The sequence below is a fragment of the Streptomyces sulfonofaciens genome, from assembly GCF_014656295.1.
GTDB lineage: Bacteria > Actinomycetota > Actinomycetes > Streptomycetales > Streptomycetaceae > Streptomyces > Streptomyces sulfonofaciens.
This window is the reverse complement of sequence record NZ_BNCD01000004.1, coordinates 62,380-76,221: the sequence shown is the minus strand read 5'-3', so window position 1 is coordinate 76,221 and position 13,842 is coordinate 62,380. Positions and strand designations below refer to the sequence as shown.

At 73.4% G+C, this 13,842-nt stretch carries 11 protein-coding genes; 4 read left to right on the top strand and 7 right to left on the bottom strand.

Going from position 1 to position 13,842, the window contains the following annotated elements; translation table 11 throughout:
- Nucleotides 1–175 precede the first annotated feature (175 nt).
- Complete coding sequence (locus IE313_RS08430; RefSeq protein ID WP_189930349.1) at nucleotides 176–988, bottom strand: SGNH/GDSL hydrolase family protein; 813 nt, start codon at nucleotides 986–988, stop codon at nucleotides 176–178.
- 364 nt (nucleotides 989–1,352) lie between these two features.
- Between IE313_RS08430 and IE313_RS08425 the strand changes: the two genes are divergently transcribed.
- Nucleotides 1,353–2,447 carry a DUF5925 domain-containing protein gene (locus IE313_RS08425; RefSeq protein ID WP_189930348.1) on the top strand — a complete coding sequence of 365 codons (1,095 nt, stop codon included), beginning with the start codon at nucleotides 1,353–1,355 and terminating at the stop codon, nucleotides 2,445–2,447.
- 104 nt (nucleotides 2,448–2,551) lie between these two features.
- Here IE313_RS08425 and IE313_RS08420 read toward each other — a convergent pair whose 3' ends face one another.
- A complete protein-coding gene (locus IE313_RS08420) occupies nucleotides 2,552–2,926 on the bottom strand; it encodes a GntR family transcriptional regulator (RefSeq protein WP_189930347.1) in 375 nt (124 codons plus the stop codon).
- Nucleotides 2,927–2,996: 70 nt separating this feature from the next.
- On the opposite strand from IE313_RS08420, the gene IE313_RS08415 reads away from it, so the two are divergent.
- Together IE313_RS08415 and IE313_RS08410 are read left to right on the top strand one after the other, a co-directional pair.
- Entirely contained in the window at nucleotides 2,997–3,923 is a 927-nt protein-coding gene (locus IE313_RS08415; protein ID WP_189930346.1) for a GNAT family N-acetyltransferase, read from the top strand.
- A gap of 358 nt (nucleotides 3,924–4,281) precedes the next feature.
- The gene (locus IE313_RS08410; RefSeq protein ID WP_189930345.1) at nucleotides 4,282–4,455 is read left to right on the top strand and encodes a hypothetical protein; all 174 of its coding nucleotides are present in this window, start codon (nucleotides 4,282–4,284) and stop codon (nucleotides 4,453–4,455) included.
- A gap of 95 nt (nucleotides 4,456–4,550) precedes the next feature.
- Here the strand turns inward: IE313_RS08410 and IE313_RS08405 are convergent, their stop codons facing one another.
- Nucleotides 4,551–5,009 carry a GNAT family N-acetyltransferase gene (locus IE313_RS08405; RefSeq protein WP_189930344.1) on the bottom strand — a complete coding sequence of 153 codons (459 nt, stop codon included), beginning with the start codon at nucleotides 5,007–5,009 and terminating at the stop codon, nucleotides 4,551–4,553.
- 424 nt (nucleotides 5,010–5,433) lie between these two features.
- Between IE313_RS08405 and IE313_RS08400 the strand changes: the two genes are divergently transcribed.
- Nucleotides 5,434–6,120 carry a response regulator gene (locus IE313_RS08400; protein WP_189930343.1) on the top strand — a complete coding sequence of 229 codons (687 nt, stop codon included), beginning with the start codon at nucleotides 5,434–5,436 and terminating at the stop codon, nucleotides 6,118–6,120.
- Nucleotides 6,121–6,171: 51 nt separating this feature from the next.
- Here IE313_RS08400 and IE313_RS08395 read toward each other — a convergent pair whose 3' ends face one another.
- The 4 genes from IE313_RS08395 to IE313_RS08380 all read right to left on the bottom strand — a co-directional run bounded on the left by IE313_RS08395 (nucleotide 6,172) and on the right by IE313_RS08380 (nucleotide 13,521).
- Nucleotides 6,172–7,047, bottom strand: coding sequence for an esterase/lipase family protein (locus IE313_RS08395; protein ID WP_189930342.1), 876 nt, complete (start codon nucleotides 7,045–7,047; stop codon nucleotides 6,172–6,174).
- Nucleotides 7,048–7,341: 294 nt separating this feature from the next.
- A complete protein-coding gene (locus tag IE313_RS08390; RefSeq protein WP_308439151.1) occupies nucleotides 7,342–8,331 on the bottom strand; it encodes a DNA polymerase Y family protein in 990 nt (329 codons plus the stop codon).
- Between the two features lie 206 nt (nucleotides 8,332–8,537).
- Entirely contained in the window at nucleotides 8,538–12,224 is a 3,687-nt protein-coding gene (locus IE313_RS08385) for a DNA polymerase III subunit alpha (protein WP_189930340.1), read from the bottom strand.
- Nucleotides 12,225–12,438: 214 nt separating this feature from the next.
- Nucleotides 12,439–13,521: a S1 family peptidase gene (locus tag IE313_RS08380; RefSeq protein ID WP_189930339.1), complete on the bottom strand. Its 1,083-nt coding sequence runs from the start codon at nucleotides 13,519–13,521 to the stop codon at nucleotides 12,439–12,441.
- Nucleotides 13,522–13,842: the final 321 nt, after the last annotated feature.

The window sequence follows — 13,842 nt, the reverse complement described above, 5'->3', positions numbered from 1 at the left end:
AGGCACCCGGCCCGGGCAGGTTAAACCCTATCGCCCCGTGAGGACACTCGTGTATCCCGGTCACACGATTCACCTGGTTCCCAAGGGTGTTGACTTTCGTTCGCATATCCCGTTCACGGCAGCGAAGACCTCTTCCTCTCCTGGGTAGGGACCGGGCCGGCGCGGCGTTCCGTCCTCAGACCGCGGAGGTCAGCACCGGCAGGTATCCGCCGGACTGCCCCCGGGCGGTGGGATGGTAGGACTGACCGGCGTCCAGCCAGTCGACGCTGTGCAGCCACTCGTTGCCCGAGCAGATCTCATGGCCGGTGAAGGCCGTGGTGACGTCGCCGAACGTGAAGCCGTGACCGGCCGCCCGCTCGGCCGTGACACCGTTCAGACGGTCGGCGGCCTTGTTGATCGCCGTCCGCTCCGTCTCGGAGAGCTCTGAGGCGCAGTCCCCGCCGAGCCGGTAGAGGCGCGGATAGCCGAGGACGACCACGTGCGCCGCGGGCGCCCTGGCGGCGATGGCCGCGTAGACCTCGTCCAGTCTGCCGGGCAGGGTCGAGCCGATGTAGGCGTCCGCCTCGTCGAGCCGCGCCAGGCAGGAGCTCTCCGGCTGGAGCACACAGGTCGTCATGACGTCGGCGAAGCCCGCGTCGTTCCCGCCGACGGTGATGCTGACGAGCCCGGTGCCGGGGCCGAGCGGGCCCAGTTGTCCGGCCACCACGTCATCCGTGCGGGCACCGGAGCAGGCGGTGAAGTCGAAGGAGGAGGGCGAGTGGGCCGAGGCCCACAGCCGCGGGTAGGCGACCGTGCTGCGCAGGCAGTCACCGCTCGCGCCGTCGTAGCCGCCCGCCCCCACGCCGGACGAGTACGAGTCGCCGAGGGCCACGTATCCGCCGGGTGCCACCGCGGTCGCGTCGGCCGCCGGCGCTCCGGTGAGGGTGAAGGCGAGGGCGAGGGCACAGAACAGCGAGGACGTACGGGCCGTGGCGCGGGTGTACCTCATCGGTCCTCCTGTTGGGGGACGGCTGTGCCGCAACTCGCGGCACACGGACCGCGGATGGCCCGCGAGTACATGTCAATCCTTTCCCCGCCGTGTGTCGGACCTATCCTCCGCACGCCGCCGACTCCCCCGAATCGGCGACTCCGTCGCGGCCGGCTGCCACACGGCGGCGAGCCGGGCCGGCACCGCGGCGCCGGCGGGCCGGGCCGGCGGGCGCCCGACGGAGCCGTGCGCCCCGGCCACTGGAGAAAGGCCCGCGAAAGGGTGACGGAGGGAACGACAGCGACATCAGGAAGGAATCAGCGTTTCACGGACGCACCTCGGAAACCCGGATGCACGGGACTCAGGTGTGGCGGATCATGGCGGCATGCCCCCGAACCCACACGACGCCCTGCCGATCCGGCTCACGGTCGACGACAGCGACTCCCCCACGGACGTCGTCGACGCGCTGTTCCTCGGCCGCTTCACCACGGGCGAGCAGCCGTACGCGCACGGCGTGAACATAGACCGCGTGCGCGCGGGCGCCACCCTGATCCCGCCGGACGGCACCGTGCTGCGCGCCTCCCGGGACGACGACCGCAGCGCCACGCTCGTCGCGGGCGACGGCTGGACCCTCCTCGTCTCGCGCTGGAACCGCGGCGCCGACGTGACCGTGACCGCGACCGCTCCCGAACTCGCCGAGCGCATCCTGAAGCAGGCCACGGACGGCGCGCAGGACGAGCCCGAGCCCCAGCCGGAGAACGTCACCATGGGGTTCTGGTACGTCTCGCCGCGGCGCGGCCCGCACCGCACCACCCGTCAGATCTCGGCGGGCACCTGGGAGGAGGTGCGGCAGAACTACACGGCGCCGGTCGCCGCGGCGATGGACGACCTGATGAAGACCACGCCCGAGGACATCGCGGGGCGCCTGCTGCTGCTGCACGGGCCGCCGGGCACCGGCAAGACCTCGGCGCTGCGCACGCTCGCGCGCTCCTGGCGCGACTGGTGCCAGGTGGACTGCGTGCTCGACCCGGAGCGGCTGTTCTCCGACGTCGGCTATCTGATGGACATCGCCATCGGCGAGGACGACGGCACGGCCAAGGGGCGCTGGCGGCTGCTGCTCCTGGAGGACTGCGACGAACTGATCCGCGGCGAGGCGAAGCACACGGCCGGACAGGCGCTGTCCCGCCTGCTGAACCTGACGGACGGTCTGCTCGGCCAGGGCCGCAACGTCCTCGTGGGCGTCACCACCAACGAGGACCTGGAGCGCCTGCATCCGGCGGTGGTGCGGCCCGGGCGCTGTCTCGCCCGTATCGAGGTGGGCCCCCTCACCCGGGCGGAGTCGGTGGCCTGGCTCGGCACGGAGGACGGCGTCGGCCGCGAGGGCGCCACCCTCGCCGAGCTGTACGCCCTGCGCCGCGGCACGGTGCCGCCCTCGGTCCCCGACCCCCGCGGCGGCACGGAGGCGGGCCTGTACCTGTAGGACCGCGGAGCGCCCACCGGCCGGTCGCCCCACGGCTTCGGCGGCGAACCGCGGGCCCGCGCGCCGCCGCATGCGCCCCCACGGCGGGAGAGCGCCGGACGGGGCTACCCCCCGCCATAGGAGGCACGCAGTGCATCGCGGACCAGGGCCAGCGCGTCGGCCTCGGCGAGCCCGAGCCGCCGCGCCCGTTCCGCGTACGACAGGGCCGCCGCCGCCCCCTCCTTCTGCGCCGCGCCACCGGCCGCCGCCACGAACGTCCCGTGCCGGCCGTGTGTCTCGATCACGCCGTCCGCCTCCAGGACGCGGTACGCCTTGGCCACGGTGTTCGCGGCGAGTCCCAGCGACTCGGCGAGCCCCCGGACCGTGGGCAGCTTGTAGCCCACGGGCAGCGCCCCGGAGCGGGCCTGCTCGGAGATCTGGGCGCGCAGTTGCTCGTACGGGGGCGCCCCGCCGTCCTCGATGCCGATCCTCAGTGTCACGGGGCGATTGTCCCGCACCGCGGAAAATAAGGAGGCACCCAGGCCCGCCGCACGCGTACCGTGCCGCTCCATGACTGTCATCGTCCGGGCCGTGCGGCCCGAGCACCGTTCGGACACCGAGGCCTTCGTCAGGGTCAGGCACGCGGCGATACCGCACATCATCTTCACTCCCGAGTCCGTCGCGTACGACGTGCTGCACGCCCACCCGGGCGCCCACTTCAAGGCACTGACGGCCGAGGTGGACGGCGAGGTCATCGGTTCGGCCACGGTCGGGGTCGCCTGGGACAGCCCGGAGCCGGGCATCGGAAACGCCAACGTCTACGTCCACCCGGACCAGCGGGGCCGCGGCGCGGGCTCCGCCCTGCTGCGGATGGCCGAGGAGCACCTGGCGGCCCGCGGCGTCGACACGCTCTACACCTGGGTGCTCGACGAGCCGGCCAACCGGGCGTTCGCGGAGCGGCGCGGCTACCGGGCCCGCCGCGCGTCGCGCTTCCTGAGCCTGGACCTCGGCGGCGGCGACCTGCCCCCGCGGGGGCCTCTCCCGCCCGGTGTGGAGCTGCGCCCGGGCACGGACTTCGGTGCCGACCCGCGCCCGGTCTTCGATCTGGACGCCGAGACGATCCTCGACGAGCCCAGTGACGTCGACATGCAGTTCACGCAGTACGAGCAGTGGCTCGCGGACACCTGGCGCCATCCCCTGAGCAGTCCCGAACTGACCACGGTCGCCGTGGTGGACGGCCGGCCCGCGGCCTTCACCCTGGGCCGCAGGGACGGCGCGCGCTACGGCACCATGATGACGGGCACCGCCCGCGATTTCCGCGGTCGCGGCCTCGCGAAGCTCTGCAAGAACGACGCCCTGCACCGCGCCCGGGCCGCCGGCTGCACCCAGGCGCTCACCGGCAACGACGCGGACAACGGCCCCATGCTGGCCGTCAACAAGTGGTGCGGCTACCGGATCGCGGCCACGGAGGTCAGGTACGTCCGCGAACTGCGCTGATCCCCGGGCCCGGGCCCGGGCCCCGGTCGCCCGCCGACCGCACCCGCCACGCCCGCCACGCCGTGAAGCAGCCGCACCAACCCGAGCGTCATCGGCAGCCGTCAGCCAGATCTGGCCACCTGGGTGAGTCTCGGTCAAAAAAGCCCCTGCCCGCACCTCCTCGGCACGGTCGGCACCCATGGATCCCCTGCGTCTGCCCAGCGTCGGACCCCCCTGGTCACACGGGAGTCGTCCAGGATGTGAGACGCGCCGTGAAACGTGATAGTCGCCACTGACAAAGCAGAGGCGATGAGGAAGCCTCCGTCCACGGGTCTACCTCCGTACGAACGCGGAACCCGGTAGACGCAAGGAGGCCGTCATGCGCCGTGTGAACCTACGCAAGACGCCCATCAGGCCGGGCGCACGCCGAACGAACGACGAAGCCGACGAGCCTGGCCAGGAACGCCCCGAGGTCCGCAGGGACATCCTCAGGACCTGGTGGCCCGACTCCGAGGTGCCGGGCGGTCCCGTGCGCGGCACCGGACACCGCTAGCAGACGGCCCGCCGCGGCACGCACCGCCCGCGGCGGGCCGCCGCGGGCCGGAGAGGCGCCCGGTTGCACCCGGGGGCGTGCGACCGCCCTTCCGATCAGGTGCCCGCGAGCCGCTTGCGGTAGTACACGCGGTCGTACGTCCCGTCGTCGCGCCGCTCCACCTGCTCGTAGCCGTAGCGCGGGTAGAACCGGCGGTTCTCCCACATCTTCGCGTGCGTGTAGAGCCTGATCTCACAACGGCCGAGGCCCCGGGCGTACGCCTCCACGAAGGCGAGCAGCCGGCGGCCGACGCCCCGGCCGTGTGCGTCCGGACGGACCGCGACGCTCTCCAGCAGGACGTGGTCCTCGAACGGGACGACGACCACGAGCCCCACGACCGGCTCACCGGTGACGAACACCCGCCCCGCGGCCACGTCCGCCGCGTGGTCGGCACGCATCGGGCCCGGCAGCAGTCCGATGCGTGGCACGTACGGGCGGTAGGCGGCCTCGGTGACGTCCCGCACGGCGCTCACGTCGTCGGGCGTGGCCCTGCGGATCTCGTCGGACTCGGTCATGACTGCACCGTACGGCCGCGGCGGGGCCGGCACGGCGGCGGGGCACGGCGGGGCCCGCCCTCCCGCGCCGACCGGGCCGACCGGGCCGACCGGGCCGACGGAAGGGATGCCACCCGGCGGCCGGGCCTCACGGCATCCGGCCGCCGGGGACGCTGTGCCACCGGCCCGCACCGCGCTCCCGCAGGTGCGCGGCGTCAGCCGCCCGGTCGGCAGCCGGGCGAGGAGCCGCCGGCGGTGGTCGGCGGGGGTGCCGCGAGCCCCCGCGCCCACCCCGAAGCGGCGCGCGGGGGACGCGGACCCTGTGCCGCCACCGGTCGGCTCATCGGCGAGGTGGCCCACATGTTGCCCGTGCGTTAACAAGCTGTCTCCCTTCCGCAAGCAAGGAACGTTGTGGTCGTTGTGGTCGCGCCCTAGCCTGGCGGCGATGACGAAAGTGCTGGTCGTGGACGACGACTTCATGGTCGCCAAGCTGCACGGCCGGTATGTGTCCGCCGTGGCCGGCTGCACGGTGGTCGGGGTGGCGCACAGCGGCGCGCAGGCGCTGCGCGCGGTGGAGCGGCTCCGGCCCGATCTGCTGCTGCTCGATGTGTACCTGCCCGACATGGACGGCATCCAGGTGCTGCGCGAACTGCGCGCGGCCGAGGAGCGCGACCCGTCGCGGCCGCCCGTGGACGCGCTGTTCATCACCGCGGCACGGGACGCGGGGATGGTGCGGGCGGCGGCGCGCGCGGGGGCGCTGCACTACCTGATCAAGCCGTTCAACCAGGCCGCGCTCCAGGAGCAGTTGCGGCACGTGGCCGCGCTGCGGGCCCGCCTCGAAGGGCTCCGAGAGGCGCGCCAGGAGGACGTGGACCAGATCTTCGGCCCGCGCCCACCCGGCTCGCAGGGCCTGCCGAAGGGCCTCGCCGCCCACACCGCCGGCCTGGTGGAGCGCACGCTGCGCAACCATCCCGCGGGCCTGTCCGCATCGGAGTGCGCCGAGCACGGCGCGCTGTCGCGGGTCAGCGCCCGGCGGTACCTGGAGTACTTCACGGACACCGGGCGGGCCGAGGTCACCCTCCGCTACGGCGGCACGGGCCGCCCGGAGCGACGGTACCGCTGGGTGGGCTGAGCCGGCACCGCCCGACGCCCGTCCGGCGTCCGCGGACCTCAGCCGGCCCGATCAGCAGGTGGTCGGCACGGCATGGGCGGGATCGAGCGCGTTGGCGACCTCGTGCGCGGCGACGAGGTCGACCGTACCGATCGCCACGTGCTCCGACGGATCGGCCGCGCACAGGTCCTGGAGCACCACGTTGTGGACGTCGGGCCCGGTCAGGAACTGGGAGCGGTAGGGCGTGACGACCTCGTCGTAGCGGGTGGCGATGACGGTGTAGTGGACGCCCGGCACGGTGTCGCCGCCCGCGTTGAGCCGGTTGAGGAAGTCGGAGCCGGCCATCTGGTCGGCCACCCCGGGCGTGGCCGTGTTCAGCAGGTCCCCGGCACCGGGGAAGTACGGCAGCAGTGCGGCGAGTCCGGAGAGCGTGGTGCCGTGGTTGCTGGGTGCGATGCCGACGAGAGCGTTCACCTTCTGCGCTCCGCCGAGGAACTTGAGGTAGTAGCGGGGCATCATGCCGCCCTGCGAGTGGCCGACGACATCGGCCTTGGCCGCGCCGGTCGCGGCGAGCACCTTGTCGACGAAGGCGGCGAGTTGCCCTGCCGAGCCGTCGACGGGGCCGAGACCGCCCAGGGCCGGTACACCGGGCAGCCTGCCGTAGTCGAACGAGTAGACGCAGTAGCCGCGGCCGGCCAGGTAGGGGGCGAGGACGAGCCAGTTGTCGACGGAGTTCGCGAAGGTGCCGTGCACCAGGACGACGGGCCTCGGGTGGGCGGCGGACGGCTTGCACGAGTAGTCGTTCCAGCCGCCGGCGGCTGCACCCGCGGCGGGTGCGGCCGCGGCGGGCTGTGCGGTGAGCGGGGCCAGGGGGGTGAACGCGGCGAGTGCGGCGGCCGGCAGCAGTGCCGCGGCCAGCGGCCGGAACAGCCTTTTCCAGGGCAGCATCGTGCGATCTCCTTGCGGCTCAGAGGGAGGTGCGTGGGGGGTGCCCTGTGATCCGGACCACGGGAGTAGCGACGCTTCAGTCAACTTACGCGCGAGTAGCAAAGGAACGGAAGTTACGCGTCAGTAAAAAATGTCGAGCTGCCGTCAGGAGTGGTACGGGAGCCGTACGGTGCTTCCCTGCATACGGAGACCGGGGCCCCCGGGACCCCGCGGGAACGGCGCCCGCGCGGACGGCACCTGCGGGACCGCGGTCCACGGGGCCGCCGGGGCCGGGATCCACCCGCCCCCGGCGGGTTACGCGGCCAGGGTCCCCCGGACGACCGCCTGCGGACCGAACCTCGCACGGGCCCGGTCGGCGGCCTCCTCAAGCCGGCGGGCCTTGTCGTCCGCGGGGTCGAAGGAGAGCTGACGAGCGGCGTGTCCGGCCGCGCCGAGGCCCTCGGCACGCAACGCGATCGCACGCACCCGGGCCCGTTGCAGGCCCAGTGCGTCGTACATCCGGTAGGCGGTGGCGGTCAGTGCCGGCGAGTGCGCGGTCGGCTCCGGAAGCGTCCGGCTCCGGGTGATCGCGCGTCCCGTCCGGTCCGCGCAGCGCACGGTGAGCGTCAGCGCACGGCACACCTGGCCCTCGGCGCGCAGCCGGGCGCCCAGCTCCGCGGTGAGCGAGAGCAGCGCGCGGCGGTGCAGATACCGGTCGAGCTCGTCCCGGTCGAAGGCGCGCTCCGCGCCCACCGAGCGGGCAGCGGCGTTCGGCACCACCCGGGTGCGGTCGATGCCCCGCGCCTTCTCATGCACCTCACGCCCGGCGCGCGCGCCGATGAGCCGTTGCACGGTCGGCAGCGGTGCGGCGGCGACACTGCCGACGGTGTGGAGTCCGTACGCGGCCAGGGTGCGCGCGGTCGCGGAGCCCACGCCGGGAACGGCCGTGACGGGCCGGTCGGCGAGGAACGCCGCGACGGCCTCCCGCCCTCCGGGCACGGCCAGGGTGGTACCCGGCGCAGCGGCACGTGCCGCGGCCCTGGCCGCCATCGGCCCGGACCCGACACCGATCGTGCAGTCCACGCCGTGCCGGGCGAGGGCGCGGACGCGCAGCACGGAGGCCAGCTCCACCGCGTCGCGCCCGAAGTAGCGGACCGCGCCGCCGAGATCGGCGAGGGCGCCGTCGGGCGGCACCGCCTGGACGACGGGCGTGAGCTCACCGAGCAGACCCAGCAGCCTGGACAGGGCGTCGGCCTCCGGTGCCACAAGGCGCACGCAGAGCACGTCGGCGCCGGTTTCCCCCACCGCGCCCCCACGCGCCCCGGCCGCCCGGGCCCCACCGGCCCCGGGCGCACCGCCCGCCCCCGGCGCACCGCCCTCCGAGCCGTCCGCCGCGGAGCTGCCGTGCCGACCGGCCGGCCGCCCGCCCGGCCGGTGCCCGCCACCCGGACCATGGGCCGACGCCGGGCCCTCTTCCTGCCCCGGGCCGCCGTGCTCCGCCCCGCCCGCTGTCATCCCGCGCTCCCCGGACTCTGGTGCCAGAGCTTCCTCCTCGGCTTGGTGCCCTCGCCCGCCGGACGGAGGTCCGCCCAGGGGTGCATCTCGTAGCCGGTGGCCATTCGGATGCGGCGGCCGCCCGCGCCGTCCGTGCCGCCGGACTCCTCGGCGCCGGCCCCCTCGGCGCCTGGTTCCCCGGTGCCGGCGCGGTCCTCCGCGGTGGCCCCGGCCGGCTCCGCAGGCTCGGCCAGCCGCGCCGCCACCGCGTCGAGGCCGCCCTCCGCCCGCAGCTCCACCAGCTCGGCGAGGTCCCAGGCCGCGGCGCCGACCACACTGAGGCTGCGCGGCCCGCGGCGCTGCACCACCCCGCGCACCAGCAGCAGCCAGGAGTGGAAGACGGTGTGGGCGCAGGCGGCGTGGGCGTCGTCGAAGAAGGCGAGGTCGACCAGGCCCGTACCGTCGTCCAGCGTGGTGAAGATGACCCGCTTGCCGGACCGGATCGGCGGCGTCTGGGTGGCCGCCTTCGCGCCCGCGACCAGGACCGTCTCACCGTGCCGCGCCGAGCGCAGCCGCCGCGCCGACAGGACGCCGAGCTCCGCGAGGAACCCGGCGTGGCCGTCCATCAGATGATGGGAGACGTCCATGCCGAGCACGCCCAGCTCGGCGCTGAGCCGTTCCGCGTCCCCCAGGTCGGGCAGGCCTGCCCCCGCGGTCCTCCGCCCGCCGGCGAGCGGGAGCTGCGCCCCGTACCCGCCGCGCGCGCCCCGGTGCAGCTCCGCCAGGTGCAGTTGCAGGTCACGGCGGTTGGCACCGAACGCGTCCAGCGCGCCGACCTGCGCAAGCCGTTCCGCGACCGGCTTGCTGGGCCTCGCGCGTTCCCAGAAGTCCAGCAGTGAGGCGTACGGCTGCCCGTCCGCGATCCGCGCCGCCTCGGCCTCGCTGATGCCGTGCACATCGCTGAACCCCAGCCTGAGCCCCCACCGTCCGGGCCCCGGGTCCGGGGCACCGTCCAACCCCTCGGAACCAGACACCAGTTCGATATGATGATCGACCGCCGAGTGGTTCACGTCCAGCGGCAGCACCGGCACCCCGCGCCGCCGCGCGTCCGCGAGCAGCAGCCGCTTCGGGTACATCCCCGGGTCATGGGTGAGCAGGCCCGCGTAGAAGGCGGCCGGGTGGTGAGCCTTCAGCCAGGCGGACTGGTAGGTCGGCACGGCGAAGGCGACGGCGTGCGCCTTGCAGAAGCCGTACGAGCCGAAGGCCTCGATGATCTCCCAGGCCCGGGCGACGGTCTCGGCGCCGTATCCCTTCGCGGCCGCCTGCCCGGCGAACCACACCCGGATCCTCGCCTGCGACTCGGGGTCGGAGAGCCCCCTGCGCACCCGGTCGGCCTCGTCGCGGCCGCAGCCGGTCATGATGTGCACCATCTCGATGATCTGCTCGTGGAAGACCACCACCCCGCAGGTCTCCTCCAGCGGTGCCGCCAGATCCGGGTGGGGGTAGCGGACCGGGGTGCGGCCGTGCCTGGCCTCGATGAACGGGCGGACCATGTCGGCCGCGACCGGACCGGGGCGGAAGAGCGAGATGTCGACGACGAGATCGTGGAACGTCGCGGGCTGCAGCCGCCCGACGAGGTCGCGCTGGCCCGGGGACTCGATCTGGAAGCAGCCCAGCGTCTCCGCCGAACGGATGAGACGATACGTTTCTTCATCGCCCGGGCCGCGCGCTCCCTCCGCGGCGACCGCGTCCAGGTCGACCCGCTCGCCGGTGGTGCGCTCGACCTCCGCGACCGCGTGCGCCATCGCCGACTGCATCCGCACGCCCAGCACGTCGAGCTTGAGCAGGCCCAGCTCCTCCACGTCGTCCTTGTCGAACTGGGACATCGGGAAGCCCTCGCCGCTGGTCGGCACCACCGGCGTGCGGGAGAGCAGCGAGGCGTCCGAGAGGAGCACCCCGCACGGATGCATGGCGATCCCGCGGGGCAGCGCGTCCAGCGCCTCGACCAGCTCCCAGAACCGCCCGTACCGCCCACCGCCTCCGCGGCGTTCGCCGTCGTGGCGCTGCTCCTCGGCCAGCCCGTGCAGCTCGGGCAGCTCCGCCAGGGCGGCGCGCGCGTCGCGGGCGCGGATGTGCGGGAAGGACTTGGCGATCCGGTCGATGTCCGCGGGGTCCATCGAGAGCGCCGCGCCCACGTCGCGGATCGCATGGCGCACCCGGTAGGTCTCGGGCATGGAGACGGTCGCCACCCGCTCGGTGCCGAACCGGTCGATGATCCTGCGGTAGACCTCCAGGCGGCGCGCGGACTCCACGTCGATGTCGATGTCGGGCAGCACGGACCTCCGTTTGGACAGGAACCGCTCCATCAGCAGGTGCTGCTCGACCGGGTCGGCGCCCGCGATGCCGAGCAGGTGGTTGACGAGCGAGCCCGCGCCGGACCCCCGTGCCGCCACCCGGATGCCCATCTGGCGCACGTCGTCGACGACCTGCGCCACGGTGAGGAAGTACGAGGCGAAGCCGTGGTGGGCGATGATGTCCAGCTCGTGGTGCATGCGCTCCCAGTAGGCGCGGGCGTCGGGACGGCGGTCGTAGCCGCGCAGCACCATGCCCGCGGCGGCGCGGGAGGCCAGCACGCGCTGGGCGGTGCGCCGCCCGGCGCCGACGAGCCGGGGCTCGGGAAAGTGCACGGAGCCGATGCCGAGGTCCGCCTCGGGATCGACCCGGCACGCCGCGGCCACCGCCCGAGTCTGTTCGAGCAGATGCCGCGCGGCCTCGGGGCGGTAGCCCGCGGCCGTGACGACGCGTTCAGCGGCGGCCAGCATCTCCGCGGGGCCCTTGAGCCAGCGTTCCCCGCCGTCCAGTTCCCTGCGCGGGTCGATCGGGACCAGCCGGCGGGCCGCGTCGAGCACGTCCGCGACCGGGCCCGTACCCGGGTCGGCGTAGCGCACGGCGTTGCTCAGCACGGGGCGCACGCCCTGCTCCGCGGCGAAGCCGACGGTACGGGCGGCGAGCCGCAGGGACCCGGGGCCCGCGCCGTCCCTGCCGTGCCAGACGGCTTCCAGGCGCAGCGCGTCGCCGTAGACCTCCCGCCAGGGGCCGAGGAGGCGGGCGGCGCGGTCGGGGCGGCCGGCGGCCAGTGCGCGGCCCACGTCGGAGGCGGGTCCGAGCAGCACGGTCAGACCCTCGGCGGGCAGCTCGGACCAGTCGAGCACGGGTTCACCGCCGGAGCGGTGCGCGGCGGTGACCAGCCGGCACAGTTCGCCCCAGCCGAGGGCACCCGCGCGGGCGAGGAAGGTGACCCGGGGCGCCGACTCGTCGAGGAAGGCGCCGCCCCGCACCGGGGCGCGCCGCACCCCCGCTCCCCCTTGGCCCTGGCCCCGGCCCCTGGCCGTATCACCGCCACGCAATGCCCCAGGATGGGAAATATGCCGGTAATCAGGCTTGGATGTACCGCTCTGCCCGATACTGGTCTGTTCCATGCGGTCCTGTTCGGCCACCGCGAGCTCCACCCCGAAGAGCGGGCGCACCCCGGCCGCCTCGCACGCCCGCCCGAAGCGGACCGCACCCGCGAGGGTGTCCCGGTCGGTGAGGGCGAGGGCGTCCATGCCCCGCTCCGCGGCACGCTCGGCCAGCCGCTCCGGGTGCGAGGCCCCGTATCGCTGGGAGAAACCGGACGCGACATGCAGATGCGTGAAGCCCGGCACACGCACCTCCGATCCGATCCACTCGCTCCCCCTCGTCCCCACCATAGACCAACATCGAACGTACGTACGATCCGGCGGGAGTGACGTCAGCTACCCGGGCGAGCGGTGACATACGCAGGTCAGGGCAGCAAAAAGGGCCGGTCCGTCACAGACGGACCGGCCCCTTCAGGGTTCGGCAGGTGGTCGCCGTGCGCGCCCGGCGGCCTCAGCCGGTTCAGCCGATCTCGGCCCCGAAGGTGGACAGCGCCTCGGGCACCGGCTGGAAGAAGGTCTCCCCGCCGGAGGTGCAGTCGCCGCTGCCGCCCGAGGTCAGGCCCAGCGCGGTCTCACCGTCGAAGAGCGAGCCGCCGCTGTCGCCGGGCTCGGCGCACACATCGGTCTGGATCAGGCCCTCCACGACGTCACCGTTGCCGTAGTCGACCGTGGCGTCCAGACCGGTGACCGTGCCGTCGTGCACCTGGGTGGTCGAGCCGCTGCGCTGGACCTTCTCCCCGACGGTGGCGTCGCCGGCCTTGGTGATGGCCTGCGAGCTGCCGTTGTAGAGGTCGACCTCGCTCGGGTGGTCGACGTCCGCCGTGTACTTCACCAGGCCGAAGTCGTTGCCCGGGAAGTCGGAGTCGGCGTTCTCCCCGATCACGTTGCCGTCGGAGTCCGACCAGGTGGTGATCTCCTCGGTGCAGTGACCGGCGGTGATGAAGTACGGCTCACCGTCCTTGACGACGTTGAAGCCGAGGGAGCAGCGGCCGATGGACGGGTCGCTGATGGCGTCGCCGCCCGCGATGAAGGGCTTGAACTCACCCTTGGTGCGCTTGAGCTCGGCGGTGCCACCGAGGCTCTTGACCGTCTGGGTGAGCTTGTCCAGCTTGTCGCCCGTGACCGTGCGGTCCGCCGTGACGACGAGCTTGTTGGTGGTCGGGTCGATCACCCAGGAGGTGCCGGCGGTGCTGTGCGCCTTGAGGGTGTCGCCCGCGCTCCTCAGCTCGGCGAGGGAGTACTTGACTATCTTCGCCTTGGCGCCTGCCGACTCGACGGCGCGGGCCGCGGACTCGTTCAGGACGTTGACAACGAGGTTCTTGCCGCTGGCGTCGTAGTACGTGCCGGCGGCGTCCTTGCCGAGGTCCGAGGTCAGCGACGAGGCGAGCTTTCCGGCCTTGGCCACCGAGAGGATGTCGGGGGTTGCAGTGGGGGTGTTCGTGCTTGCGTTCGCAGTCTGGAAGGAGACTCCCGCGATCACCAGTGCGGCGACACCCGCGCCGGCGATGGCGGCACGCCGCCCTGATATGCGTCGGTGGTTCAACTCACGTCCTCCTGTGGGGGGTCGGTCAGGGAAGTGGGGTCCCAAGACCTGAAGGCGTTCGGGTACAGACCCGACAAACGGCTTGAAGCCGCGTCCGCACCCTGGGTGACACCCACTATTCCGAGGGGTACAGCCGGCACACAAGGTCGACTTCAGGACTGCTGTACGGCGGGTGAACCATGAGGGCGAGCCGCTGACCCACCGTGGTCACACCACGTCGATTCCCGTTGCAAACACCACGGTCGGCCGTGCGCCTGGCGAGAGACGATACATGTGCCTGTCTGAAAATCGACTATCTGCGGCCAAACAATGGAGCCAACT

Bases quoted from the DNA above. Each gene is read 5' to 3' on its own strand.
- IE313_RS08430 (WP_189930349.1), bottom strand. From the start codon at position 988: ATGAGGTACACCCGCGCCACGGCCCGTACGTCCTCGCTGTTCTGTGCC.
- IE313_RS08425 (WP_189930348.1), top strand. From the start codon at position 1,353: ATGCCCCCGAACCCACACGACGCCCTGCCGATCCGGCTCACGGTCGAC.
- IE313_RS08415 (WP_189930346.1), top strand. From the start codon at position 2,997: ATGACTGTCATCGTCCGGGCCGTGCGGCCCGAGCACCGTTCGGACACC.
- IE313_RS08410 (WP_189930345.1), top strand. From the start codon at position 4,282: ATGCGCCGTGTGAACCTACGCAAGACGCCCATCAGGCCGGGCGCACGC.
- IE313_RS08405 (WP_189930344.1), bottom strand. From the start codon at position 5,009: ATGACCGAGTCCGACGAGATCCGCAGGGCCACGCCCGACGACGTGAGC.
- IE313_RS08400 (WP_189930343.1), top strand. From the start codon at position 5,434: ATGACGAAAGTGCTGGTCGTGGACGACGACTTCATGGTCGCCAAGCTG.
- IE313_RS08395 (WP_189930342.1), bottom strand. From the start codon at position 7,047: ATGCTGCCCTGGAAAAGGCTGTTCCGGCCGCTGGCCGCGGCACTGCTG.